Source organism: Thalassomonas sp. M1454, assembly GCF_007097525.1.
Taxonomy (GTDB): Bacteria; Pseudomonadota; Gammaproteobacteria; order Enterobacterales; family Alteromonadaceae; genus Thalassotalea_A.
Genome location: NZ_VKDD01000002.1, coordinates 1,044,015 through 1,068,454, shown reverse-complemented (window position 1 = coordinate 1,068,454; position 24,440 = coordinate 1,044,015). Strand labels below are relative to the sequence as shown.

At 34.4% G+C, this 24,440-nt stretch carries 23 protein-coding genes and 1 pseudogene; 18 read left to right on the top strand and 6 right to left on the bottom strand.

The genetic code is table 11. The annotated features are described in order from the left end of the window. Nucleotides 1–9: 9 nt before the first annotated feature. From FNN08_RS06780 to FNN08_RS06705, 16 genes and pseudogenes are all read left to right on the top strand, one after another. Nucleotides 10–675 (top strand): sulfotransferase family 2 domain-containing protein, encoded by a 666-nt coding sequence (locus tag FNN08_RS06780; protein ID WP_185962578.1) that lies wholly within the window; start codon nt 10–12, stop codon nt 673–675. A 151-nt stretch (nt 676–826) separates the two neighbouring features. After that, the gene (kdsA, locus tag FNN08_RS06775; protein WP_143583954.1) at nt 827–1,621 is read left to right on the top strand and encodes a 3-deoxy-8-phosphooctulonate synthase; all 795 of its coding nucleotides are present in this window, start codon (nt 827–829) and stop codon (nt 1,619–1,621) included. 69 nt (nt 1,622–1,690) lie between these two features. Beyond that, the gene (locus tag FNN08_RS06770; RefSeq protein ID WP_143583953.1) at nt 1,691–2,326 is read left to right on the top strand and encodes a cytidylyltransferase domain-containing protein; all 636 of its coding nucleotides are present in this window, start codon (nt 1,691–1,693) and stop codon (nt 2,324–2,326) included. Further along, entirely contained in the window at nt 2,323–3,363 is a 1,041-nt protein-coding gene (locus FNN08_RS06765) for a glycosyltransferase (RefSeq protein ID WP_143583952.1), read from the top strand. Before FNN08_RS06770 ends, FNN08_RS06765 begins: the two co-directional genes overlap by 4 nt. Beyond that, nucleotides 3,344–4,108: a 6-hydroxymethylpterin diphosphokinase MptE-like protein gene (locus FNN08_RS06760; protein ID WP_185962577.1), complete on the top strand. Its 765-nt coding sequence runs from the start codon at nt 3,344–3,346 to the stop codon at nt 4,106–4,108. The genes FNN08_RS06765 and FNN08_RS06760 overlap by 20 nt, the downstream gene beginning before the upstream one ends. Continuing rightward, complete coding sequence (locus FNN08_RS06755; RefSeq protein WP_143583950.1) at nt 4,086–5,030, top strand: glycosyltransferase family 4 protein; 945 nt, start codon at nt 4,086–4,088, stop codon at nt 5,028–5,030. Before FNN08_RS06760 ends, FNN08_RS06755 begins: the two co-directional genes overlap by 23 nt. Nucleotides 5,031–5,832: 802 nt before the next feature. After that, entirely contained in the window at nt 5,833–6,174 is a 342-nt protein-coding gene (locus tag FNN08_RS16630) for a hypothetical protein (protein WP_143583949.1), read from the top strand. Continuing rightward, nucleotides 6,167–7,090 (top strand): SIS domain-containing protein, encoded by a 924-nt coding sequence (locus FNN08_RS06745; RefSeq protein ID WP_143583948.1) that lies wholly within the window; start codon nt 6,167–6,169, stop codon nt 7,088–7,090. Before FNN08_RS16630 ends, FNN08_RS06745 begins: the two co-directional genes overlap by 8 nt. 127 nt (nt 7,091–7,217) lie before the next feature. Further along, the gene (locus tag FNN08_RS06740) at nt 7,218–8,144 is read left to right on the top strand and encodes a glycosyltransferase (protein WP_143583947.1); all 927 of its coding nucleotides are present in this window, start codon (nt 7,218–7,220) and stop codon (nt 8,142–8,144) included. Continuing rightward, on the top strand, nt 8,131–9,192 hold the full coding sequence (locus FNN08_RS06735; RefSeq protein WP_143583946.1) for an MraY family glycosyltransferase: 1,062 nt from the start codon (nt 8,131–8,133) through the stop codon (nt 9,190–9,192). Before FNN08_RS06740 ends, FNN08_RS06735 begins: the two co-directional genes overlap by 14 nt. 101 nt (nt 9,193–9,293) lie before the next feature. Continuing rightward, entirely contained in the window at nt 9,294–10,169 is an 876-nt protein-coding gene (gene rfbA / locus FNN08_RS06730; RefSeq protein WP_143583945.1) for a glucose-1-phosphate thymidylyltransferase RfbA, read from the top strand. Between the two features lie 13 nt (nt 10,170–10,182). Beyond that, nucleotides 10,183–10,731 carry a dTDP-4-dehydrorhamnose 3,5-epimerase gene (rfbC, locus tag FNN08_RS06725; protein WP_143583944.1) on the top strand — a complete coding sequence of 183 codons (549 nt, stop codon included), beginning with the start codon at nt 10,183–10,185 and terminating at the stop codon, nt 10,729–10,731. 9 nt (nt 10,732–10,740) lie between these two features. Further along, nucleotides 10,741–11,610, top strand: coding sequence for a dTDP-4-dehydrorhamnose reductase (rfbD, locus tag FNN08_RS06720; protein ID WP_143583943.1), 870 nt, complete (start codon nt 10,741–10,743; stop codon nt 11,608–11,610). A gap of 15 nt (nt 11,611–11,625) precedes the next feature. Next, nucleotides 11,626–12,738 carry a dTDP-glucose 4,6-dehydratase gene (gene rfbB / locus FNN08_RS06715; RefSeq protein WP_143583942.1) on the top strand — a complete coding sequence of 371 codons (1,113 nt, stop codon included), beginning with the start codon at nt 11,626–11,628 and terminating at the stop codon, nt 12,736–12,738. A 146-nt stretch (nt 12,739–12,884) separates the two neighbouring features. Continuing rightward, on the top strand, nt 12,885–13,181 hold the full coding sequence (tnpA, locus tag FNN08_RS06710) for an IS66 family insertion sequence element accessory protein TnpA (RefSeq protein ID WP_143583941.1): 297 nt from the start codon (nt 12,885–12,887) through the stop codon (nt 13,179–13,181). 176 nt (nt 13,182–13,357) lie between these two features. Then, nucleotides 13,358–13,486 (top strand): annotated as a pseudogene (locus FNN08_RS06705) (transposase); the annotation flags it as partial. A 298-nt stretch (nt 13,487–13,784) separates the two neighbouring features. On the opposite strand, the gene FNN08_RS06700 reads toward FNN08_RS06705, so the two are convergent. The 3 genes from FNN08_RS06700 to FNN08_RS06690 are packed head-to-tail and all read right to left on the bottom strand — an operon-like array spanning nt 13,785 to nt 15,768. Beyond that, a complete protein-coding gene (locus FNN08_RS06700; RefSeq protein WP_143583939.1) occupies nt 13,785–14,216 on the bottom strand; it encodes a hypothetical protein in 432 nt (143 codons plus the stop codon). Between the two features lie 4 nt (nt 14,217–14,220). Continuing rightward, entirely contained in the window at nt 14,221–14,529 is a 309-nt protein-coding gene (locus FNN08_RS06695) for a hypothetical protein (RefSeq protein WP_143583938.1), read from the bottom strand. Nucleotides 14,530–14,532: 3 nt separating this feature from the next. Then, the gene (locus FNN08_RS06690; protein WP_143583937.1) at nt 14,533–15,768 is read right to left on the bottom strand and encodes a site-specific integrase; all 1,236 of its coding nucleotides are present in this window, start codon (nt 15,766–15,768) and stop codon (nt 14,533–14,535) included. A gap of 1,027 nt (nt 15,769–16,795) precedes the next feature. On the opposite strand from FNN08_RS06690, the gene FNN08_RS06685 reads away from it, so the two are divergent. Next, nucleotides 16,796–16,996: a hypothetical protein gene (locus tag FNN08_RS06685; RefSeq protein WP_143583936.1), complete on the top strand. Its 201-nt coding sequence runs from the start codon at nt 16,796–16,798 to the stop codon at nt 16,994–16,996. Nucleotides 16,997–17,263: 267 nt separating this feature from the next. Here FNN08_RS06685 and FNN08_RS06680 read toward each other — a convergent pair whose 3' ends face one another. Continuing rightward, nucleotides 17,264–17,542, bottom strand: coding sequence for a hypothetical protein (locus FNN08_RS06680; protein WP_143583935.1), 279 nt, complete (start codon nt 17,540–17,542; stop codon nt 17,264–17,266). Between the two features lie 251 nt (nt 17,543–17,793). On the opposite strand from FNN08_RS06680, the gene FNN08_RS06675 reads away from it, so the two are divergent. After that, nucleotides 17,794–19,938, top strand: a complete 2,145-nt coding sequence (locus FNN08_RS06675; RefSeq protein ID WP_185962575.1) for an NERD domain-containing protein — start codon at nt 17,794–17,796, stop codon at nt 19,936–19,938. A 238-nt stretch (nt 19,939–20,176) separates the two neighbouring features. On the opposite strand, the gene FNN08_RS06670 is transcribed toward FNN08_RS06675, so the two are convergent. Then, nucleotides 20,177–21,463, bottom strand: coding sequence for a hypothetical protein (locus tag FNN08_RS06670; protein WP_143583933.1), 1,287 nt, complete (start codon nt 21,461–21,463; stop codon nt 20,177–20,179). Continuing rightward, nucleotides 21,453–24,437, bottom strand: a complete 2,985-nt coding sequence (locus FNN08_RS06665; protein WP_143583932.1) for a tyrosine-type recombinase/integrase — start codon at nt 24,435–24,437, stop codon at nt 21,453–21,455. Before FNN08_RS06665 ends, FNN08_RS06670 begins: the two co-directional genes overlap by 11 nt. Nucleotides 24,438–24,440: the final 3 nt, after the last annotated feature.

The following is a 24,440-nucleotide window of genomic DNA, read 5'->3' as shown; positions in this document are numbered from 1 at the left end:
ATTAGTGAAATGAGAAAAATTAAAGATTTTATTTTTGAATTCATATTTAATCGGTTAAATAAAGTTCGAGTGTATAGTCATTTAGAAAATAAATATAAGTTTATTTATATCCATATCCCTAAAACAGGTGGGAATGGTATTTTAAAATCATTGTTTAATTTGGATTTTGGTTTAGGTCACAAGCCACTCGAGTTGTATTACAAAGCAAATAGGACAAAATTTGACGAATATTATAAATTTACTATTGTAAGGAATCCTTACGATCGTTTTGTAAGCGCATTTAATTACTTAAAAGCTGGAGGTAATTCACAAGTTGACATTATTGTGTTGAAAGAAGAACTAACAAAACATCGAGACGTAAATGATTTTATATCGGAGCTGAAGAAAAATCCGGAGTTAATGGTTAATGTGATGAATTACGTTCACTTTATGCCCCAAACTTATTTTTTAAAGGGGAATATAAGAGCGACGTCAATTGACCATATAGGTAAACAGGAGGATATGGAGACATCTTTTAACTTCTTAAAAAATATATTCTCACTTAATAATTTAGAGCTTAAAAAACAAAATGTAACTAAAGGGTATAATGATACTTTAAGTTATGATTCAAAGACTTTTTTGTACAACCTTTATGAAGAAGATTTTCGCTATTTTGATTATTCTTCACAATTATAATTAACAATAATTATTACGATAACTTAAATTAGTAGGATTTTATTAAGATTCAGTCTATAAAAGTTTCAAAGAGTTCATGAAATTTGCCCTCTTAATTTTCTCACAATACTGTTACCCCATTAAATATTAAGAATCTCAAAGGAATAAATAAATGTTTTTAATTGCTGGACCATGCGTCATAGAGTCAGAACAGATGATCGTTGATATAGCTTCAAAAATGAAAGAAATTACATCCAATTTAGGCATTGAATATTTTTTCAAAGCTAGTTTTGACAAAGCAAATCGAAGCTCATCAACTAGCTTCAGAGGCCCTGGATTTGAAGAAGGGCTTCGAATTTTAGAGCGTGTTAAAAATGATTTTGGTTTAAAAGTCCTAACAGATGTTCATGAAGATACCCCGATTGATGAAGTGGCCTCGGTTGTTGATGTTATTCAAACGCCAGCATTTTTAGTGCGTCAAACTAATTTCATTCAGAAAGTCGCCAGTGCAGGAATTACTGTAAACATTAAAAAGGGACAGTTTCAGGCTCCTTGGGATATGGAGCAAGTGGTAAAGAAGTGTCATGAAGTAGGGAACTCTGATATTTGGTTATGTGATCGAGGTACTTCATTTGGCTATAATACTCTTGTATCCGATATGCGAGGGCTATCGGTTATGAAAAAAACAGGTTGTAAAATTATATTTGATGCAACTCATTCAGTTCAGCAGCCGGGAGGAAAGGGAGCGTCTTCAGGGGGAGAAAGAGAAATGGTTCCGGTCTTGGCAAGAGCAGCGGTTGCAGCGGGAGTAGACGGTGTCTTTATGGAAACTCACCTTAATCCTGAAAAAGCACTAAGTGATGGACCCAATATGGTTCCTTTGAAACATATGCAAGAGTTATTAGAAACGCTTATTTTGATTGATGACGTGGTAAATAAGAAACCATTTATTGAGTCAAAATTTTAAAGTAAATTAATAATAGCTACTAAGTAAAATGCTTAGTGAGCATCACTAAAACTAATTGAGAGAAATAAAGTGAAAGTTGTCGCCTTTATACCATTAAGAAATAATAGCCAAAGAATTAAAGATAAAAATAATCAACTAATAGGTAATAAGTCTTTAGTTCAACACTTAACTGATACTTTAATCGAAGTAAATAATTTAGATGAGATTTACATATATTCTTCAGATAAATCATATATTAATGGTCTCAATGAAGAAATAAAATTTTTAGAAAGAGATGTAGAGTTAGATGGAAATTTGATCTTGGGCGTGGATATATATAAGTCATTTATAGAAAAAGTTGATGCTGACATATACATATTAGCTCATGTTACTTCACCATTTTTAAAGCGTGAAACATTTGAGAATGGAATTTCTAGTGTTGTAAATGAAGGGTATGACTCGTCATTTACTGCGGAGAGAGTCAAAACCTTTGCTTGGTATAAAGGGCAACCATTAAATTACTCTTTAGATAATGTCGTTAGAACTCAGGATATAGAGCCTGTTTATTTCGAAACTAGTGGCTTTTATATATTTAAAAAAGAGTTAATGCTTAATAAGGGCGTTCGTATAGGAAAAAAACCTAAAATGATTCAAGTAGATTATATTGAAGCTGTAGACATCGATGAGCCTTGTGATCTAGATTTTGCTAGAGCAATTTTTAAATGAAAAAAATTCTTCATATAATACCTGGTATATATTACGGTGGAGTAGAGAGTTTTATATTAAGGCATATTGAAGGCTCGGAATATAGCCATACTGTCACTACATTATCGTCAATTAGCACGGATCAAATATCTGAATTTGAAAGAATAAATATTAAGGTTTTATTAAATAAATCAGACGGTAAATTTAAAAAGTATTTATACTTATTAAAAGCCATAAAATCTGATCGTTTTGATTATATCCATATACACCTAAATGAATTGACTTGGGTTGCGGTGTTACTAATTAAATGTAATTGGGTTAATACAAAAATAGTCATTCATTCTCACAATTTCTTCGATAAAAAGTTTGAAACTCGAATAGTTAAGTTCAACAATTTTTTTTCTAAAGTGCTGATAAAAAGAGTTAAGTCCTTAAACCTTGCCTGTTCCCTAGAAGCAGGTAAGTGGTTGTTTGGAAAATCTAAATTTTCTGTTGTTAAAAATGCTTTCGCTATCGAGGAATATCGAACTTCAAAAAATGAATATGGGAATCAGGTTGGTTTTATTGGCAGATTAGAAAAGCAAAAGCAGCCAATAAAAGCAGTGAAAATATTTGAGAAATACTTTATCGATACGCATAAACTCATAATGATCGGGTCCGGATCATATTTAAAAAAGTTAGTTAATTTTATTGATGAAAATGACTTAGTTAAAAAAGTTAAACTAGCTCCTCCACAGGCAAATATAGTAAATAAATTAAAAGATATAGATATACTGGTTGCCCCGTCACTCTTTGAAGGGTTGGGGATTATCATCGTTGAAGCATTTGCTTCGGGGTGCAAAATTATTATAAGTGAAGCCTTTCCTGATGAAATAAAATTATTACCAGGAATTATTATATTGGAAGACAATGATGAAATTTCAATTCATGATCGAGAAAAACTTTTCGCTGAGTTAAGTAATGACTCAAGAGGAGTAGCATCAGAAAGAAATATAAAACACTTAAGAAGATTAAATTATGATATTGAAGAACAAAATTTTGAGAAAATTTATAAATAATGTTAAAAGAGTTACGTATAATAAATTAATTGAATTGGGAACTCCTAATATATTCTATGATATAAATATTAACGAAATTAAAAGTGAAAAAAAATCAGATACTTTGTTGATTTTAGGTACCGGGCCAAGCTTAAATAGCCTTAATAAAAACATAATTGATAGTGTGGATACCTTATCAGTTAATGGATATGCTAAATTGGTTGTTGAAAAAGGCTGGCCCACAACTGATTTTTATTTAGTACAAGATCTTGAGGTTTCCGAGAAAATATCACATTACATTGCAAAACTGAAGTCATCAGTAATTATTAGTTCTTATTTAGCAATTAAAAATAAGAATTTAAAAAATTACAAATATTTATTTAACCATCACTTCTTAACTCATGCATTCACTGAACAATATAAACCTTATACATATAAGAAAAGTCATGCTCAAAATAAGTATATATACGATGGCTATACTGTTGTTTATACTGCTTTGGAATTAGCAGAATTTATGGGGTATAAAAATGTTATTTTACTAGGAGTAGACGCTAACTATTCACATAACGTTGAGAGTAGGAATATAATAAATATTAATAAAGTTGACAAAACTTATGCTTCAGCAGGTGAGAGAATCATATTTTCAATCAAAAACTTTCAAGAGTCTTGTTCAACTCACTTGAATATTTATAATGCTTCGAAATCCAGTGCGCTTACATTTTTAGAGTTTAAGGATGATATTAATGGCAACAAAATATGCTTGTGATATGAGCTTTATAGCTAGTTTAGGCACCATTATCTATAGTAAATTATTTTTAGATTATCACCAAATTAAGATATCTAGGTCATATACAAGTACTAATAATGAAAATTTGATTGACGGAGATTATTCTAAATTTAAAAATTATTTCCAATTTGCAAAATTTGCATTTATAAAAAAAGATATTAGCTGGGTATCATTGAACAATGTGCCAGTCCCATCATTAAATAAACATAACATTTTACTACTCCACAATGTTTTTTATTTATACTCCCTACAAGAGTTGTTTAAGTGTCGTGAAGTGATTCCTTTTAAATTTTATTTTAAATATTTTTATGTTCGTTTTGCCTTAAAATATTTCAATATTAAAGAGGTTTATGTACAAACAAAGTTTATGAGGAGAAGATTGAAAAAACTCTATAAAGGAAATATCAATGTGTTATCTAAAGATTTATATTTTGAATTTTTAGAAGGTAAAGTGGGACAATCATTATGTAGTGTCGAAGGAATTGATATTCTAATCATCGGGGGAAGCGAGAAACATAAAGAAGTTAAACCTCTATTAGAAAAAATGGCAAAACTTAATGTAAAAGGTAAGGTTCTTAATATTTACTTTATTGGTACTTTTGAAGAAGCATTTATAGAAAAAATTAATAGTTTTGGCTCATTTAATTTTTGCTGCTTAAATCAACTTTCGCATTTAGATTATCTGTCATATTTAAACAGTGCTCGTTGTTGCATTATACCATCAAGACATGAATCTTTAAATTTAGGACTACTTGAGTGTCAATATTTTAAAAAGGAGTTTTTTGTTAGAAAAGCAGATTACTCTCAAGAATTGGCAACAGATGAACATATTTATTCGAATATGGAAGAATTAATAATGAAGTTAAATAACAAATTAGAAAATGTTCAAGCCACTATTTAATAAAATTTTTTTTATATTCCTTGTTATCTACAGCATAGTAATAATATTTCCCGTATTATCTACAATAACTAGTAGGCTTTTTATCCTATCGTTATTTATAGTAATATTTTCGCTTTACTTGACTGTTTGTTCTTATGATAGGCAACTATTACTAGTTACTCTTACATTTGTTCTGTGGATTTTATATTTATTTCTCTTATTTTCCTTAGATATTAGCCAATCTGCATTCGGAAGAATCTTTGATATCGTAGGTTTTTTCTTTCATATTATAATAATCTATTCTGTTGATTTATCTCATAATCAATACCGGATATTATTAAGGACGGTTACTGGCTGTTTAATTATTTGCGTGATTTACCAGATTGTAGCATTGTTAAATGATCCATTATTAATTTTTCACATGAATTATGTAGAGCAAGATAGTAATTATACGAATATCGGAAATACAGTTTATGTAGCGTTTTTCACTATTACAGGTCTCTCGATTTGTTTTTTATCGGATGAAAACAAATATTTAAAAATAATACTTTTTATTAGTCTATTCATTTACGTATTTCTCTCAACTAAAGTTACAATAATGCTCTTATTTCTTTTTTTCAACTTCTTGGTGTGTTTTAAAGTATATCGAGTTTTTGCATTGTTTGTTTTGGTTCCCATAACTCTAATCGCATTTTTGTTTGTATTTTCTAGTACTAGTGACTTATATAACTTATTTCCAATCTATGTCGCTGACAGATTGGTAGCAATAAATTTGTTACTTACGTCAGGCTCTTTATCTATTGAAGTTGCAAGGCTCGACTTTATGTTATTAAGTCTAGAAACATTCTTAAGTAATCCTATTTTTGGTGTAGGTGGTGATTATATCGATTTTAAGGGGGATTTCAGTTTGATTTATGAAAGTGGAATAGGTCATCATTCTGAATTAGTTGATTTCTTTGCCCGTTATGGTGGTGTTGGTGTTGTTTTTTTGAGTTTATTCCTCTTCTTTTATCGCAAACAAATCATAAGGGCTTCATATTATTCGAAAGTTCTGTTTTTCATTATTTTTTGTTGGCTTATATTAAATAATGGATTTTCTTTTACGTTCGGATATTTATTAATGTTTTTAATTATTATGCATAAGCATAGGAAAATTTATGACTAACGATTTAGATGTAGTAAAAACTATTCTCAGAGGTGTTGAAGCTGGCTATGAGAATATTGATAAAGAGGTGCTTGAATGTGTTTGCGATGTAATTGCTAACTGTTCTGGAAAAATTATCTTTATGGGGCTTGGTAAGTCTGGCTTAATAGGTAAAAAATTAACAGCTACTTTTTCCAGTGTTGGCTTACCTTCTTTTTTTATCCATCCAACAGAAGCTGCACATGGTGATTTGGGGATGGTTCAAGCGGAAGATGTAATTATATTACTATCAAACTCGGGGGAATCACATGAGTTTGAAATGATCTTTAAACTTTTAAAGAAGTATAGTTTAAAAACAATAGGAATTACGGGACGAAAAGAAAGTTACATCGGTCGAAATGTAGATTTTTGTTTATCTTACGGTAGAGTGAAAGAGGCTTGCCCTTTAGAGTTAGCCCCTACAACATCATCTACTACAATGCTTGTTATTGGGGATTTGCTTGCCATTAAATGTATGCGAAGAAAATCTTTTTCCGAAATAGATTTTGCTAAATATCATCCTGGTGGAAGTCTTGGTAAAAGATTATTGTCAACAGTAGAAGATATTTACATCAAAGGAACCAGTGTGCCGCTAGTTAGCGTTGGCTCAACTCTACTCGATATAATTAAGGAAATAACTAAATTTAGTTATAACTTTTGTGTTGTAAAAGATGGAAGTAAAACATTAGGTATCATAACTGATGGTGATATAAGGCGAGAACTAATAAGAAACCCAAAGCTTGATGCGACATTTACTAAAAATTTGTACACACACTCACCGATCACAATAGATATTAATGATATGGCTTATGAAGCTTACGATAAAATGGAAAAATTAAATATCAATATGCTTATTGTTACTGAAAACGGTGAATTTACAGGGGTAATTGCAAAATAGCACGTTACACAACGTATTTTATAGATAGGTTAAAATATCTAAACTGCTATTTTGACCTAAACCATTTCATTGAATATTTCCTCGTACATCCTAAGCAACCTAATTGTTAACTATATGATCTTTAAATATGAAAAATAATCCCACAATAGTAGTTTTGCTTGCCGCTTATAATGGTGAGAAATACATCGAAGAACAAATTAAAACTATTTATGCACAAGAGCGAGTAGAGCTCACATTAGTCGTTAACTTGGACTTAAGCTCTGATAACAGTCTCAATAAACTTGAAAAATTTGCATCAGATAATTCCATAAATATTTTGCCATATGGACAAAGGTTTGGTTCGGCGGGGGCGAACTTTTTTTATATGATGCAAAGTGTGGACTTTTCTAAATATGATTTTGTTGCATTAGCTGACCAGGATGACATATGGAATACTTCAAAATTGATAGATGGTATAAACTATTTGAGATATGAAAATGCAGATGGCTATTCTAGTAGTGTTACCGCGTTTTGGGAAAATGGAAGAAAAACTCTGTTGAGAAAAAATCAACCACAGAAGGAATTTGATTATTTGTTTGAGTCGCCTGGTCCGGGCTGTACATTTATTTTTACCAAAAAGCTTGCTATCGCAATTCAAGATGAACTGATAATTAAAAAAGACAAAGTTGGCATACTATGGATGCATGATTGGTTTTTTTATTCTTTTGCGAGATTTAATAAATTCAAGTGGGCTATTGATGGTAGATCAAGCATGCTTTATAGGCAACATGGTAATAATGAAGTTGGTGCTAACTCTGGTTGGAAATCATTTTATCAAAGATTAAAAGTGGTTACGAAGGGAGATGCGTTTAAAAATCTAATAATTCAAGCTGATTTCCTTAGGCAACATAACTTACCTCCGATTAAATTAATTAAAAATAATAGCCGGTTTTCATTTTTTAAACTTGCTTTCTATGCGAAATCTTGCAGGCGTAAACCGTTCCATCAATTTCTCTTTTTATGCATGTGTTTAATCTTTTTTGTAAAAGGCGGTCATTCTTATGAAGATAGTTGAACTATTTAGCTTAGAATTAAGTGATGTTCACATTGAAATTCTTTCTTATGTGTGTGTATTTTTAGCTTCCTTGATTTTAACAAAGCTATTACGAAGATATGCTTTGTTAAAAAACGTTATAGACATTCCAAATGACCGAAGTTCTCATTCAACTCCAACTCCTAGAGGTGGAGGGATTTCAATAGTAGTATCTTTTTTGATTATCTTGCTCGTATATATAATATTTAATAGAGTCGATTTTATGGTCGGCAGCTCGATTTTTGTATCTGGTTTACTTGTCGCAATTATAGGTTTTGCCGATGACCATAGCCACATTGATGCAAAATGGAGACTTTTAATTCATGCATTAGCCTCTTTCGGGGTCGTATTTGCTATAGGGGGGCTACCCACGATAGATCTTTGGAACTTTGAAATAGAACTTCATTATTTTGGTTATTTTCTTTCAGTAGTAGCAATTATCTGGATCTTAAATTTATTTAATTTTATGGATGGCATTGATGGTATAGCAAGCGTTGAAGCTATTACTGCAACTTTATTTGCAGGGTTATTTTTAAGTATAAGTTCTCCTGATTCTTCTCTAGTTCCATTGCTTTGGTTATTAAGTGCATCTGTTTGTGGTTTTTTAGTTTTAAACTTCCCTCCAGCTAAAATTTTTATGGGAGATGCAGGGAGTGGATTTTTAGGTTTTATACTAGCGTCGCTTATGCTTGCAAGCGCGCATGTTGAAAAAAGTATGCTTTGGGTATGGTTAACATTACTTGGCGTATTTATAGTTGATGCAACTTTTACGCTGATTCATCGTTTAATATGTGGAGAGAAAATTCATGAAGCGCATCGCAGTCATGCTTATCAATTTGCTTCCCGTAAATATAAAAGCCATTTAAAAGTTACATTATCGGTACTGGTTATTAATACTTTATGGCTCGCACCAATAGCATACCTCATTATTTCTGAATCATTAAATGGTGTTTTAGGTGTGTGTATTGCTTATTTCCCTTTAGTTTGGCTTGCATTAAAGTTTAACGCTGGCGCTAAAGAAATTAAATAGAGTTAGTTTAAATTAGCTGACTTTATGCTCTATTTATTAAATTAAGCTGTTCATAATAAAATTAGAACCCAATATACAACGATAAGGTTATTAGAATAAACATGAAAGGAATTATTTTAGCTGGCGGCAGTGGCACTCGTCTTTACCCGCTAACCAAAGTTGTCAGTAAACAGCTTATGCCAGTATACGACAAACCAATGATTTACTATCCACTTGCAACTTTAATGCAAGCTGGCATTCGTGAAATATTGGTGATTTCCACTCCAGATGAAATTCATCGTTTTGAGCGGTTGCTGGGTGATGGTACTCAGTTTGGTGTTTCTCTTTCTTATCAGGTACAACCGAGTCCTGATGGATTAGCTCAAGCGTTTATAATAGCTGAAGAGTTTTTAGCTGGATCAGGTGCTGCTCTAGTACTTGGTGATAACATGTTTTATGGGCATGATTTGAGTAAATCGTTATTGAATGCTAGTTCTCGTTCGGTTGGCGGGACAGTCTTTGGTTATCACGTTGCTAATCCAACATCATACGGTGTTGTAGAATTTGATGATGCTGGTAAAGCCATTTCAATTGAAGAAAAACCTGCTGAACCTAAATCAAGCTATGCAGTTCCAGGATTGTATTTCTTTGACTCACGCGTTGTTGAGTTTGCAAAAAATGTAAAACCATCCCCTCGTGGTGAGTTGGAAATTACCGAAGTTATCGATCAGTACCTTCAAATTGGTGAGTTAAATGTTGAAATAATGGGGCGTGGTACTGCTTGGTTAGATACAGGTACTCATGATGATTTACTTGCAGCAGCTCAATTTATCGCTACTGTTGAAAAACGCCAAGGCTTAAAAGTTAACTGCCCTGAAGAAATTGCATTTCGTAATGGTTGGATTTCGGCTGATGAACTACGAGCGATCGCAGAGCCTCTTCGTAAAAGTGGTTATGGCGAATATCTCCTTAATATTATTGAAGAGAAAATCTTTTAATGAGCTTTTATAAATGAAATATATTAAAACGGCTATTCCTGATGTCGTGATACTTGAGCCACAAGTGTTTGGTGATGACCGTGGTTTCTTTATGGAAACATTTCGTGTTGATGAGTTTTTATCTGAATGTTGTGAACGTGTATTTGTTCAGGATAACCACAGTAAATCAGGGCATGGTATTTTACGTGGTTTGCATTATCAAACTGAAAATACGCAGGGCAAGCTTGTACGTGTAACATCTGGTAAAGTTTTTGATGTTGCTGTTGATATGAGAAAAAGCTCTCCAACTTTTGGTCAATCTGTTGGTGTAGAATTGTCGGCAGAAAATAAACGCCAGTTATGGGTTCCTGAAGGATTTGCACACGGTTTTTATGTGATGAGTGAATCGGCCGAATTTGTTTATAAATGCACGGATTATTATGCCCCTGAGCATGAAATATCTCTGTCTTGGGATGATCCTGCTATTGGTATCGAGTGGCCATTGGTTGATGGTAAAGCTCCTTTGTTATCAGATAAAGATAAGAATGGTTTACTTTTTGCCGATGCACCATATTTTGAGTAAGTAATTTTGATGAATATTGTTGTTATAGGTAAGTCGGGGCAGGTTGCTTGGGAATTGTCTCAGCTTAACTGTTCTGATGTCCAGATTAATTGCTTAGGTCGTGATAACGTTGATATTTTTGATATTGATGGTCTGCTTGATGCGTTTGGCACTGCTGATGGTGTTATCAATGCTTCAGCTTATACTGCCGTTGATTTAGCGGAATCTGAAAGCGAGGAAGTCTTTAAGGTTAATTCTGCAGGTGTTAAAAATATTGCATTAGCTTGTAAATCACTAAGTATTCCACTGGTTCATATTTCGACTGATTTTGTTTTTGATGGTGACAAAGGTTATCCGTATTTAGTTGATGATGCCGTTTCACCTATTGGAGTGTATGGCGCTTCAAAAGCTGAAGGTGAAAGTGAACTTTTTGGTATATTAAATGATAATGGTTGTGTTATTCGTACTTCATGGGTTTATTCATCGCATGGTAATAACTTCGTCAAAACTATGCTGCGATTGATGGCTGAAAAGCCCGCACTTGGAGTGGTTGGTGACCAAATCGGTAGTCCAACATATGCTGGTGATTTAGCAAAAGCTTGTGTATTTGCTTTGCAAAATAAGTTGTCGGGTATTTATCACTGGACTGATGATGGTATTGCTAGCTGGTATGACTTTGCAATTTCCATTCAAGAATTAGGTATTGAAAAAGGATTGCTAGATAATGCTATTCCTATTAATGCTATTCGAACAGAAGATTATCCAACACCAGCCAAACGACCTAGTTATAGTGTGTTAGATAAAACATTAACCAAAGAGGTATTTACAGATTTACCTCTTGTACATTGGCGTAAACAATTAAGTCGCATGCTTGATAAGCTAGCGAAGCAATCTAAATAATTATTAAGTAAGATTATGAAAAATATATTAGTTACAGGTGGTGCCGGTTTTATTGGTGCTAATTTTGTTCATTATTGGTTGAACAAATATGATAGCGATAAGGTTATCGTATTAGATGCATTAACCTATGCAGGTAATTTGGCAAACCTAGAGCCTGTACAAGGTAACTCTAATTTTGTGTTTGTTCAAGGTGATATATGTGATCAGGAGTTAGTTGAGAAGCTAATTCAAGAGCATGGCATTGATACTGTTGTTCATTTTGCTGCAGAGTCTCATGTTGATAGATCTATTACAGGACCAGACGCGTTTATTGAAACCAACATATTAGGTACGTACTCTTTAATAAAGGCCGTGAAAAAATGTTGGATTGATGAACCCAAAGAGCGCGGCGACGATATAATTGAACATCGTTTTCATCATGTTTCTACTGATGAAGTATACGGTACATTATCACCAACAGATCCTGCTTTTAAAGAAGATACTGCTTATGCGCCTAATTCACCATATTCAGCCAGTAAGGCCGCTAGTGATCATTTAGTGAGAGCATATCATCATACATACGGTTTAAATGTAACCACAAGCAATTGTTCGAACAACTACGGCCCTTACCATTTCCCAGAAAAATTAATTCCATTAGTTATTACCAATATTTTGCATAATAAGTCATTACCTATATATGGTAACGGTATGCAAATAAGAGATTGGTTATATGTTGAAGACCATGCTTATGGTATTGACCTTGTATTAAATAAAGGCAGAGTAGGGGAAAACTATAATATTGGCGGTAATAACGAATGGGCCAATATTAATATTGTAAAAGAAGTATGTAAGTTGGTTGAAAACGAGTTTGCTAATTCAACTGAATTATCTGCGCGCTTCCCTGAGGCACTTGCAGCAATTAATAGTGATACTGAATCTTTGATCACTTACGTGAAGGACAGACCTGGACATGACCGTCGCTATGCAATTGACGCAACGAAAACTCGCGATGAATTAGGCTATGAGCCTAAAGAGTCATTTGAAACAGGTATTTCTAAAACCGTGGCTTGGTATTTGAATAATGAGTCCTGGTGGCAGGCTGTGATGGATGGTTCTTATCAGGATTGGGTAGAAAAACAATACTCTTAGTAAATAATAAACCCGCTTAATTAAGCGGGTTTATCGTTTTTATGATTGAAATTTATTTGAATTTTCGTAAGCGTCTAGCAAACGACACCTGCCTCTAGCCTTTGATCTCAGCTATGTTATCTCCAAATTAATTTAAGGAGATAACTATGAAAGTTATGCGCACCCCAGAACAATGGCAAACCATCATCCAAGAGCAGCAATCAAGCGGTTTAACTATTATTGATTATTGTCGCCAACATCAATTATCAATGACCAGCTTTTATGCGGTGAGAAAGAAGCTTGGCTTATCTGCCTGTAGCTTTGTTCGCGCCAAAATCACACAGCAAGTAGAAATTGTTGAAGAGCAACCTGGCATCACGTTAACCGTTGGCAAAGCAAACGTTAGTTTGCCCGCCACTACATCTGCAACCTATTTAAGCCAATTACTGCGCGAGTTTGCTTAATGAAAATGTTTGTTGAACCATCTGATATTTTTCTGCATAGGGACTTTGTCGATTTTCGCAAATCAATTAACGGCCTTACCGCTATTGTAGAAGGTGAATTTAATCGTGATGATAAGTCCCCAGTTTTCTAGACACCTAATTTAGTTATAATGAACGAAAATTTACAGGTGGAAATTATGGCAGCAAAAAGCTATCCAAACGAATTCAAAATAGAAGCAGTTAGACAAGTAACAGATCGAGGTTATAAGCCAAAAGAAGTTGCCGAGCGTCTAGGTGTTACCACAAAAAGTATCCATAACTGGATCAAATAATTTGGCTAAGAAAGTAAAGACAGGAATAGGAAGTATTTGAGGCATTCCATCAAAGATATTCATTAAATTTGAGTTTAAATTACCGAATTCATGATCTGGCCTACTAACAATATCTTTTAAAAAAAATGCGAATTGAAGGTGTATTATCCTTGTTTTCATTGTTTCTCCATAATTTATTGCATTTATTAATAACTACTAAATAAGGACTATATGATTTTATTCAAGTATTTTAAAGAGTTATTAAGAAAAACTAAAAGCCCACTCATGTTTAATGAGTGGGCTTTTCTACCTATTAATGCGTTAACTCATTAACACGTTGCTTTAATTGTTGATTAAGCGTTTCTAAAATCAACAGAAAATAGGCATTGTTTTCTTGCATCATTAATAGCGATGGCGAGAAGTGATTAAGCTCTTTTTGAACTGTTTTCAACCAGGTTAATTGTTGGTGTTTTTCTGGATACAGTAGCTTTAATAAAATATAGATTTTTATAATGTAATGCGCACGTAATACGGCATTGTCATCTTGGCTTTCAATCCAGTTTAACTTCCAATATGTCGTGCGGTTTGTATTAAAGGAGCTGAGTAAAATACTTTGATCTAACTTGCTTATATCCCACAGAGTAAATATTTCAATGCAGGTATTTAGAGTTTTAAGTTTGTCGCTATCACTCATGTTGGTAATAACGTCTTTGGTGTCATTTAAACGGACGTGTAAATTTTCCATGAGGTTATGCTCCTAATTGAGTTGATTGATGTTGGCTTATGGCTTTCAATACTGTGGTTAATTGAATGGTTACGTGCGAACCACCTTTTTGTGCTTTGTGTATTTCTTCTAATAGATAACAAAGGCGTAGTAATTCATTGTATTGCTTTAAAAGCTTTTCTAAGTCTATTGCTTGGTCATTATAAATAACCATAATACGGCAAAGCTGTAATGTGACTCTTGATAGCAATTCCTGATCTTGTCGATGGTAGAAAGTAATAAGCGCAATTGTATAAATGCAGTAGTATGTATATTGAGTTTGTAATGTGTTCATGTTTTATACCTCATTGCTATTTGATGGTTGAGTAATTGATACGTCTGCTGGCGTATTGTTATGGTTACTTGCATTGTTTGACATACGAGCTTGCATCATGGCTTCAAATGCACTGCCATCGTTATCTAAAGCATTATGTATAAATGGTGCATATACGTCGTAAAGCATGCGTGTACCTGAATGGCCAAGTAAGCGTGATACAAATAACGGGTTTTCATGGGCCGCTAAATGTAATACTGCTGCAGTATGTCGAGTTTGGTATGGTCGACGAGGCTCAAGGCCAGCCTTTTTAAGTGTTGGGTACCAGATCTTTTTGCTTACCTGGTGCGTTAACAGTGGCTTACCTTTATCGTTTGTAAAAACAAAGTCAACATCTTCTGGCATCGCCTTTACGGCTCTCTCCAACGCTGCACGTACCGTTGGCGTCATTTTAATATCACGGCGCGACTTAGGTGTTTTAACGTCGGTAAGCTCTTTTCTAACCCAGTTATGGCGTATCATAATGCGGCCATGTTCAAAATCGACGCATTCACGCAATAAGCCATGTACCTCACAAGAGCGCATACCTGTGTAAAAGCGCACAATGTAATAATCTCTCCACTCATCTGGTACCACTTCTAAAAAACGAAATACTTCTTCTTGGTTTAATGGTTTTGGATCAGACTTCTCTTCTTTTAATGGCTTTAAGCGTTCAAGCGGATAGGGCATATCAAACTCTTCACTTGCCGCATATAAAATTGAAATTAACGGTACGCAAATAATGTTGATGCGTTTATTGGTTAAACGTTTTGAGCCATCAGGGTTAGTTAACTCACAGAGCTTAGTACGAAACTCTTGTACTAAGCCAAGTGTGATATCTGATAATAGAATATTGCCAAAAAATGGTAGTAGGTATAAACGTAAAATACCTTCAACTGATTCTTGGTATGTGTTCTTCCATTGATGTGACATACGGTCAAACCATGCTTTGGCGTAATTATCAAAAAATGGTAAACATGAACTCGCATGCTTCTCACGTTTGAGTTGCTCAAACTTAGCGCATTTTTTACTGTCTGGGAAGAACTCGCGATACTCGAATTTGCCTAACGCAATTTGAGCATTCATGGTTTTTATTTTGGCTTTTACTTTTTTAATGTTCGCTGGTGTTTCAGGTAAACCTGAAGATTCTCTAAAGCGTTTACCAAGTAAAGATATGTCGTACTGTATATAACCGTGATCTAAAAATCGGATAGTGACCATGATAATTCTCCTAAATGAGTCTATCTTTGGCCGACAAAAGCAAGGTATACTTTAAGCGTCGGCTGCTGTGCTTTAAGGGTTAGCAGTCGATACGAGCTGGGGTCGTTGGTAGCTTCCCCAGCTCAACTGCAATTCTTTGTTACCTGTTAACTAATAAACTTTCATTAAACTTAATTCAAACATCTTATAAGTACGTATTTGGCTTAGTGCTTAGCATTACTAAAACATCTTTTTGTAACTACGTAACTTATCTGTATATCGCTTAATAAAATTAAATTGGTTAATAAGTGAACACCTATACATTGCCCATTGCAGTGCCGTTGGTCAAGTACTTTTTTTAACTTTTTGTTTGTTTAACCTATTGTTTTTATTGTGATTAATTTGTTTGGGTGAAACAAAGAATTGTTCATGTAAAACACTGGGTTGTTTGACTCAAACATCATAAATTTGCGTGGAATAGGGTAGATAAATTTGTATTTATAAAATTACTTTATGACTCAATTGGTTATGACTTTTATTTGTGTAATTGAAGTGATTTTACTGCAGAATCATTTAATAGGATTCGCTCTTTTTGATGTTTGGGTATAACAATATTTGATTAAAACGATGTGAATTTATGTTTGAGTAAAACAACAGAAAAAAAGCTTAACCTTAATATATGTGCATTAATTAAATTTTTTACGCAAAAAAAATTAAAATAATTTGAAAAAATTTTTTGAGAAATGTTTTTTTACGGCAAATATTAGTAATTCACGGGGAAAATACGTTGGCTTTAAGCACAGGTTTTTATCTTTTAAGCGTTAATAAGAGTTCTTTTGCTGGTTTATAAAAGCGAGTTCTTGGCATACAGTTAAAGAGTCTAAAGGTTTGTGTACTCAAACAGATAGAAAACCATCAAAGCTCGCCTTCCAAGCGAGCTTTTTTGTTTCTGACATTTGAGTGTTTATTTTTGTTAAATGAATGTAATGACCAAGTGGAGGAAGGCAAATGCTTTAGACTCTATTAAGACTAAGCAGGTTGGTATTATATGCAGGCATTTATTCGCATGGAAGGATTCCGTACACTATTTAGCTCTATTGAAGAAAGCTCGATAAGCCAAGGATTAATCAATATGGAAAATGCATCTGAGCTTGAAGTCACCAAAGATATGGACCAGTTAATTAAGAAATCCTGGGAAGAAGCTATTAAGCAACCTCCAGAGAGTGATGGGCCTGACGAGGGGAGCTAAAGTGTGCTTAGTTTAGTATGAGTATGATGGTTTAAAATTATTGTCATATTCATACTCTCAGTGGATAAATTCCAATAAAAATAAACCCTAGGCTTGTACTTTTAATACGCTATTACGTTTTTATTCATGTCCTTTCATCAAAAGCTGAACAAGTTTCGATGGATACGAAGTCAACTTCTTAAGTAAGTTTATTACCCCAAAATATAAGGCCACTTCAAATTGATGATGAAGTAGCCTTGTTTTTAGTGGTTTAGTTTATTTGATGATTTATGCATTTTCATCAATGCAAATCAAAACATTGTAAATTTTCCAAGCTTTCTCCTCAATTAAGTCTTGATAAACATATTTAAAATATTCATCGCTTTCTAATTCGATATGCTCAGGGTCTAGTTCATCAACCCAGGATGTCCACTCACCACGTACACGATATACAAAGGAAGGGTGTTTAGGCCATTTTTTATCGTCTGGATCATAAACAGTACCCTCTAGATACCAAGTTTTAGCTGTTTCTAGCACACGCAAATCAAAGTCATTTAAAATTTTCATAGTTTATTCCTATTACAGTCAAAGTTATTGTTCAGGATTATTTCCTGTCGATTAAAATCAAAAGAATCGATATTAATTCTTTGATTACTGTATCTATGTGTATTTATTTAAATTTCGTTTGAAAATAGTTTGCGGCAAACATTTGCTATGCCTAGCTACTGTTTTTACTGGGTTTTGGTTTTTACACTAGCTTTGAAGTTTTAACTTGGGTAATGTTGTGGAGTGAATTTAATGCAACAAGGATGTGGGCAATGCAACAAGAATTACCTTATTACCAGAGTTTATATGAAAGCCTATGTACAGTAGGTGGTGAGGATGACGATAAAGCAGCGCTGTTGGTTATCGAACGTTTTCTTGATGGAAAATTCAAAGGTGGTAAACACAGTTTTATCGAACGTTGCCAGGACTTTTGGAAAAGCCCATTTTTACAGAGTTTACCTACTTTAATTATCGAACACTCTTCATTTGTTTTAGCATTATCGCGCTGCTTTCAGTGTAATATGTCAGTTAATGAAACATTAGTTAGTACTGTTACTTCGTCATCACTCACCTCATTAAAAACCGCACTTAAGTATTCTGGTTGTATTACTAAAAAACACTCAGAACATTTTGGGCATTGGTTTAATGAAATCGCACAAGATAATACAAATGATTCTTTTTTTGAGGTGTATTTAGCGATAAATCGTGAATATCTTGATCTGTTTGATGATGCACAACAATACAATGTTAATTTAAAGGCGTTGTCGTGTATTGAAGTCTTAATGTTTGGTGCGCGTTACATCTTTGAGTATATATTGCCGTCATCTATCGATAAACAACATATCCTTTTGCATAGTTGGTTAGTAATTAATGAATTACTCAAACAAAATTTACTGCTTAATACTAAGCAACGCCTTAATTTAACCGAATTAGATATAGTTAAATTTGCCAAAAATATTTTCATGTCTGATTTGATAGGGCAACCATCAGCTGTAACAAATGCTCGTTATCAAGGTTTTGTTAACGCCTATTTAGCACAATCGGCTCTGATTAATTTTAAGCGATCGATTGTTGATGAATTTTGTTACTGTGATGATGCCTTTTTCGAATGTCGAGATGGCCGTGCGTATCTTATTGGTGACGGGAAAAGTAACAATACACTTGATGCTCGAATCGAAGATAAACAGTTAAAATTGAACACATATTGGCAACTTCGCGCACTCGATGTATTTTCACAGTCGCGTTATGCAAATGAACTTATCGGCAGTGCTGAAAACCATGAGGCAAATCAACTCGCTATATTTCTGTCTTTTGCCGCCGAATTACAATTAAATCAAGTATATGGCATTAAAGATACTATAGCGGTAAGTGAAAGAGTTAGCGTGAATGTGTTTGAAGCATTACTGTCGATGAATTTAACGAGTGCTTTTTACCAAAACCATTTTGTGGATGAGTACCTTTCACTTGTTGAACAATATGGCAACTCGTCTGCAGCGCTAGCGGACTTTATTGTTAATGGTTTACTTAACCTTGGCGAAAATAGGTTTCCGCTTACTTTTGCTAAGAAAAAAGATAAGGTTAATCGCATTATCAATTGGACCGTAAATAGCAAATACCCTAAAGGGAATAGAGCCGCGGCAAAAGCGATTGTTGAGTTTTGGAGTCATGATTTAATGGAAACTGCAAAGCAATTACAACTTAAGCCTAATGGGGGAATGCCGACGTTTAATGAGCAACCAATGTTACAACTTAATAATTTGGTGCTGCAGATGCCGTGGATCACCGCATTTCAAAATAACTTGGTTGCAGCGGTAAATAACTTACGCCGTGTGGGCGCTAAAAGAGCGAACGTAAAGTCTGAAACCCAACGTATTGAGCATAACTTAGCTAAAGCATTTAATGAGTTAGGAGTACATACATTATCTGGCTTTCACCCTGCTAAGTATGATGGCCAAGATGCAGGTGAAATTGACTTGATTTGTGCGCTTGGGGGCTGTGTATTGGTTATAGAGATAAAGTCATCTTATATACGTGGCGGTAGGCAAGAGCATTGGCTACATAAAACGAAAAGCCTTCGAAAAGCAGGCACTCAAATTGAGGCGAAAACTTCAGCAATACAAAGGTTGTTGAGTACTGATAATGAGTTTAGAAGGCAATTAGGTTTGCCTCAACTTGGTGATGTGAATGTCACTGGCTTGATAGTCGATACGTCGATGGTAGCCGATCATCAAACCTTTGATGGTTATTTAAAGGTTTCTCTGGAAGAGATCCTAATTGCTCTTTGGGATGATGCTGACAAAGTCGTGCGAGAAGAAGATATACCTGAGCAGGGCATTGATGAATACAGCTTGTATAACGGTGGGTTCTCATTAGAAAGGTTAATTGAAATACTTGAAAATGAAATAGTTTTTTCATGATTTTTTATTGCATTACAATAACTTGTTGGTTAAATCACTCGTCATAAATGTGAAAGAACCCACAGAAGGTTGGCATTTAACAAGTTGCTGTTAAATACCATTAGCAACAATTAACGAGCACTTTAAGGTAAAATAATATTTACTTTAAGGTGCTTTGTTAATTTTTAAATTCTATAAGCCAATATTAGTTTACTCAAGGTAATTCACCTTTTAGGAGCAATTACCTCTACGGTTTACCTCATATAATTTCAATATGGCTTAACATGTAAAATTCAGTTATAGAATCATTTTCATGCGATAATATAAGTTCATTAGTTTTGCCTACCTCCCAAAGTGGTTGAGTATTTTTATTATCAAAATTTCCAAGACTTTCTGTCACGATAGATAATAATCGCAAGTTATAGTGATAAATTTTATTATGATCAAATGGCGTGTCAGCTAATAACTCTCCTTCACTAAATGGTTTATTGTTATCCAGAGCGCCAGTATAGTGAAAGGTTAGTTTGGTTTTATTTGATTGTTCATCCTTTTCAAATTTTACCGCTGTATTGTGCTTAGGGTTTATCGAGTTCTTTAACGTTTTTTGTAGCTCTAAAGTATCTAGGCTTCTAGGGGCAACTTTTACCGAATCTATACGGCGGTATAATGTTGCAATATTGATATTAGGTTCGATAGTACCTAGTTTGTATATAGCCTTACCTTGCTTGAGGTAAATTTGGTTATTTAGCGTGGCTAGGTGCACATTTTCATTATCGAAAGTTAGCGCCTTAATCAAGGCATGACAGGTTTTTGATGCTATTTTTGTAAAAAATGAGGCTTCGATAGTCTTGCTATTGGTATGTTTAATAACTGCTACTGCTGTACTAATGTACGCCAGTCCAGCAATGGTGCCATCTGACATTAAATGTAGATAAAAGCCATACTGATTCCCCTGAATGCTCCCTTTATCGTTAAGATCTATTATCTTTAATAGCGTGGTTAAAGTGTCTTTTAAATCGTTTACATTTATTTCCCAAGGGAAATCGCAAGGTACTGGGAAGTTATATAATTCTGGATTAGCGTTCGGAAGTATCGATGAAACATGAGTAAATTCACTTGGCTCAGTAATTGTTTTTTGATCGGATAGTTCAACGGTTGCAGCTAATGACAATGTTTGGCCATTATCAGTATTAGAGCCAAGAGAAAATTTAAGCATATATTCAGGTCGAACAACAACGTTATTGACGTTGCTGCTTTCTTTTAGTTGGTCGATATTGTTTTTAATGACGCCGACCAAGAACTCGCCGTCAATACAAAAATCTGTTATTTGATTTGGCTGTGCGTTTTCAACTTTGGCTATAGGTGCTTCAATTTGCGTTTGTATCATTGCACTATTAGTGATTGCTGTGGTCGCTGTGAATCGCTGCTCTTTTACATCAATTTTGCAATGAAAGCGAAGGTCAGCGAAGTTCGGTAATGTACTGCTTAGCAAGTGCATTAATTTAGTTAAAGACTGTAATACATATTGTTTGATTTCAAAGTTCATTGATTTTTATCTCTTTAGTTTTTGTTGATTTAGTTAAAGTTTTGCCGCGTTGCTTATAGTGTTTAAACGCAAAAATGAGCTCGATGAGCCAACTTAAGTCGTCCCATAGTGCCCAGAAATATTGATAAGGCTTTACAAGTATTCGGTATTTGCCAGCGCTTTCTTTTTGAACCACAGACCAGTTGGCTTTAGAAATTTTATTAATCCATTTTTGTTGGTCTTGGCTTTTTCTTATTAAGCCTTCTGCTCGTAACTTTTTAACGTTTGGCAGGTTTAGTGTTTCGATGGCGTTAATGTATTTTGCCAACTCTCGTAAACTCTCGATGTGTCCATTGATTGAGAGTTTTTGCGCGAAGAATGCGATGGCGTTAAAGTCAGTTGCTGTCCATGAATCAAAGTTCTTATCAACATGCAGGTTAAAGCGAAGCCAGGCGTTACGTTTTGAGTTTTCAAAGTCAGGAATGGTTGGTAGCTTACTAACCTCAGGTAAAAAATCTTTAAACGACTTATGCATTAAACTGCTACTTTTACCATTTTGGATAACAGATATTTGGTGTACAAACTGACTAAACGTTAAGGTAGCGTCTTTTTTAATATCAGCCTGTTGGCTTACTTTCTTGGCGGGATAAAAATTTGGATTAGTGCGTTTTTCTCTGTTTATTAAGTAAGCAGCCAAATTATGGTTATTTAATGTCGCTTCACGGTTAACTTCCTTAATTAAAAATTGATGCGTTTTATTTAAGGTATAGGCATAGCTAGAGTCTTCTCGTAGCCAGGTGAAAAACTCTGTAGCATTAATGCAACGACACGCTTTGGCCGTTTTGGACAGCAACAAACTTACCAAGTGCAAGTAAGTTGTATAGGTTGTAGCAGGGCTAGCGTGGCCAACAAGTAAGGCTAATTGTTCCATCACAGGAAATTGCGGATTGATAGGCCGGCCAAGCGTTGAAAAATCTCTGCTAAATCTTTCTAGGTGTTTTGCGGAAAATATTTCGTGGTTTAATATTGGCTTTAACGCTTGTAATGCCAAGGTATCGGCTTGAGCGCCAGATAAATAAAATTCTATGAGTAAGTTGTTGCATCCACAGTGTCTTAATAAATGTGTGACCCAGCTATCGTCGCTAGTTTCTTCCCGTAAAAATGAAATGAAATCGTCTTCTAATGAGTGAAATAACCAAGATTCAAATAATGATTGATTCTGATAGGATTTACTCTGTTGAGACTTTCTCTCGTCTACTTGCTTGATAAGTTTTGCAAGCACCTTCTCTGGTAATGCGCTTAGTGGATAGTCTCGAACGCTTTGAGTTGATTTACGTCGTTTGGCATTGGAGATGTAAAGCAAGTTTGAATCAATATCGATATCGTTTACGCATAGGCTGACCGCTTCATCTTCACGCAGCGTGCCGTAATAACAAAGTTGAGCAATTAGTACGGTTTGCTGTTTAAAGTAATTACCATCGCTTGCATATTTTTCGCAAATCGCATCAAATTCGCTAGGCGGCAAATAGTTGGTGCGAATAGAGCCTCCAACTGTTAAAAGCTGTAAATCTTCTAAATCGATTAATGGTATTGCTGGAAATCTTTTTAGATAGGTTAAAAAGCGTAAAAGAGTTAATTGTTGATCATGATTAAAAGAATCGAGCGCCTTTTGACATTGCTCGGTTAAAAATTCACTGTCATCATTAGCGATATTGCGTTTGCCAAAAGCAAGCTTGGCAAAGTTTGTGGCATCTGAAAAATAATTCTTTAACGTACCTGCTGCTAAATTACCTTTCCATTCGGTTCCTATTTCAAATAGGTGATTTATCCAGTGAATAGCCAAATAATAACCAAGTGATACATTGTCACTTTCGAGCACTTTCATGTCAGTTAGGCAGGTTGTATACGCCTTTGTATTTCGTTTTTGGGTAGGGCAAGTTATTTCAAAATTTGATAGTAACCCAAGTAATTTGGTTTTTACCAACCCGTCCTCAATACCATGATGGTTTGCCAAAATGTCTTCCGGAATATCTTGCTTAGTTTTCTGTCTACGCTTTTTGTTGGTACTTTCGATTTCCTGTGTCTTGGAAGAAAATAGGTTCACTAATCGAGCCTGGTCAAGCGGGGCCTCAACACCCTGAACGTGAGCTAAACCAATTGGGAAATTAAACAAGCAAATATCTTTGATGATGCGCTTGAGCGGCATCGTAATTAGCTTTTCTGGAAGATATTTATTTTGGTATTGCAGGTACGAACTTACGGCTTTTTGAGCTTTGATTGGTTTACCTTGAACCCAATCAAAAGTGTCGTGCTTTGAAAGGTATTGGTAATAAAGTACAGAGAGCGGTGAAAGAAAAATTTGTTTTTGAGATTTTTCTAGATATACAGTGATTAAATTACCACCTTCAATAAACAGCCAGTCGTTTGAGGTATAGCTAAGTAGCTCATCTAATTGCGTTAGGTTTGTAATATTGCACTCATGCGCGGTCATTAAAAGCCAACGACCTACACATGCTAACTTGCCATCATTTTCACTTTCGATAGGATTGATAGGGTTTTCATAGATACACGTGAGTAGACTTCCCACTAGGCCAATAGGTATGGTGTTATCGTTGATTAATGCCTTTTCTTTTGGCAGTGGTATCGTGACATTAGGTAGTTTTAGATCTGGGTAAGCAACGCTTGCCCAGCGCCATAGTTCAGAAACAATGATTTTAATGCATTCAAGTTCATCTAATTCGGTTGCTTTATAAGTAAATTTTTTGCTTAACGTATTTAACTCATCGTCTTTTATATGCTTTTCTTCACAGCATCTGCGTATAAAGTTTGATAGCTTTTTATGTTGCCAAAGGTGTTGGAAATGATTTCGAATCTCCGGTGTCTCGTCTTGTAAAGCCTGCTGTAGCCTTGTTTTTAATGACTTACTGTTGAGACGGACTGCTTCAACTGTATTGATATCTTTATCATGAGTGTTATTTTCGTTTGTAGTCGTCATAAA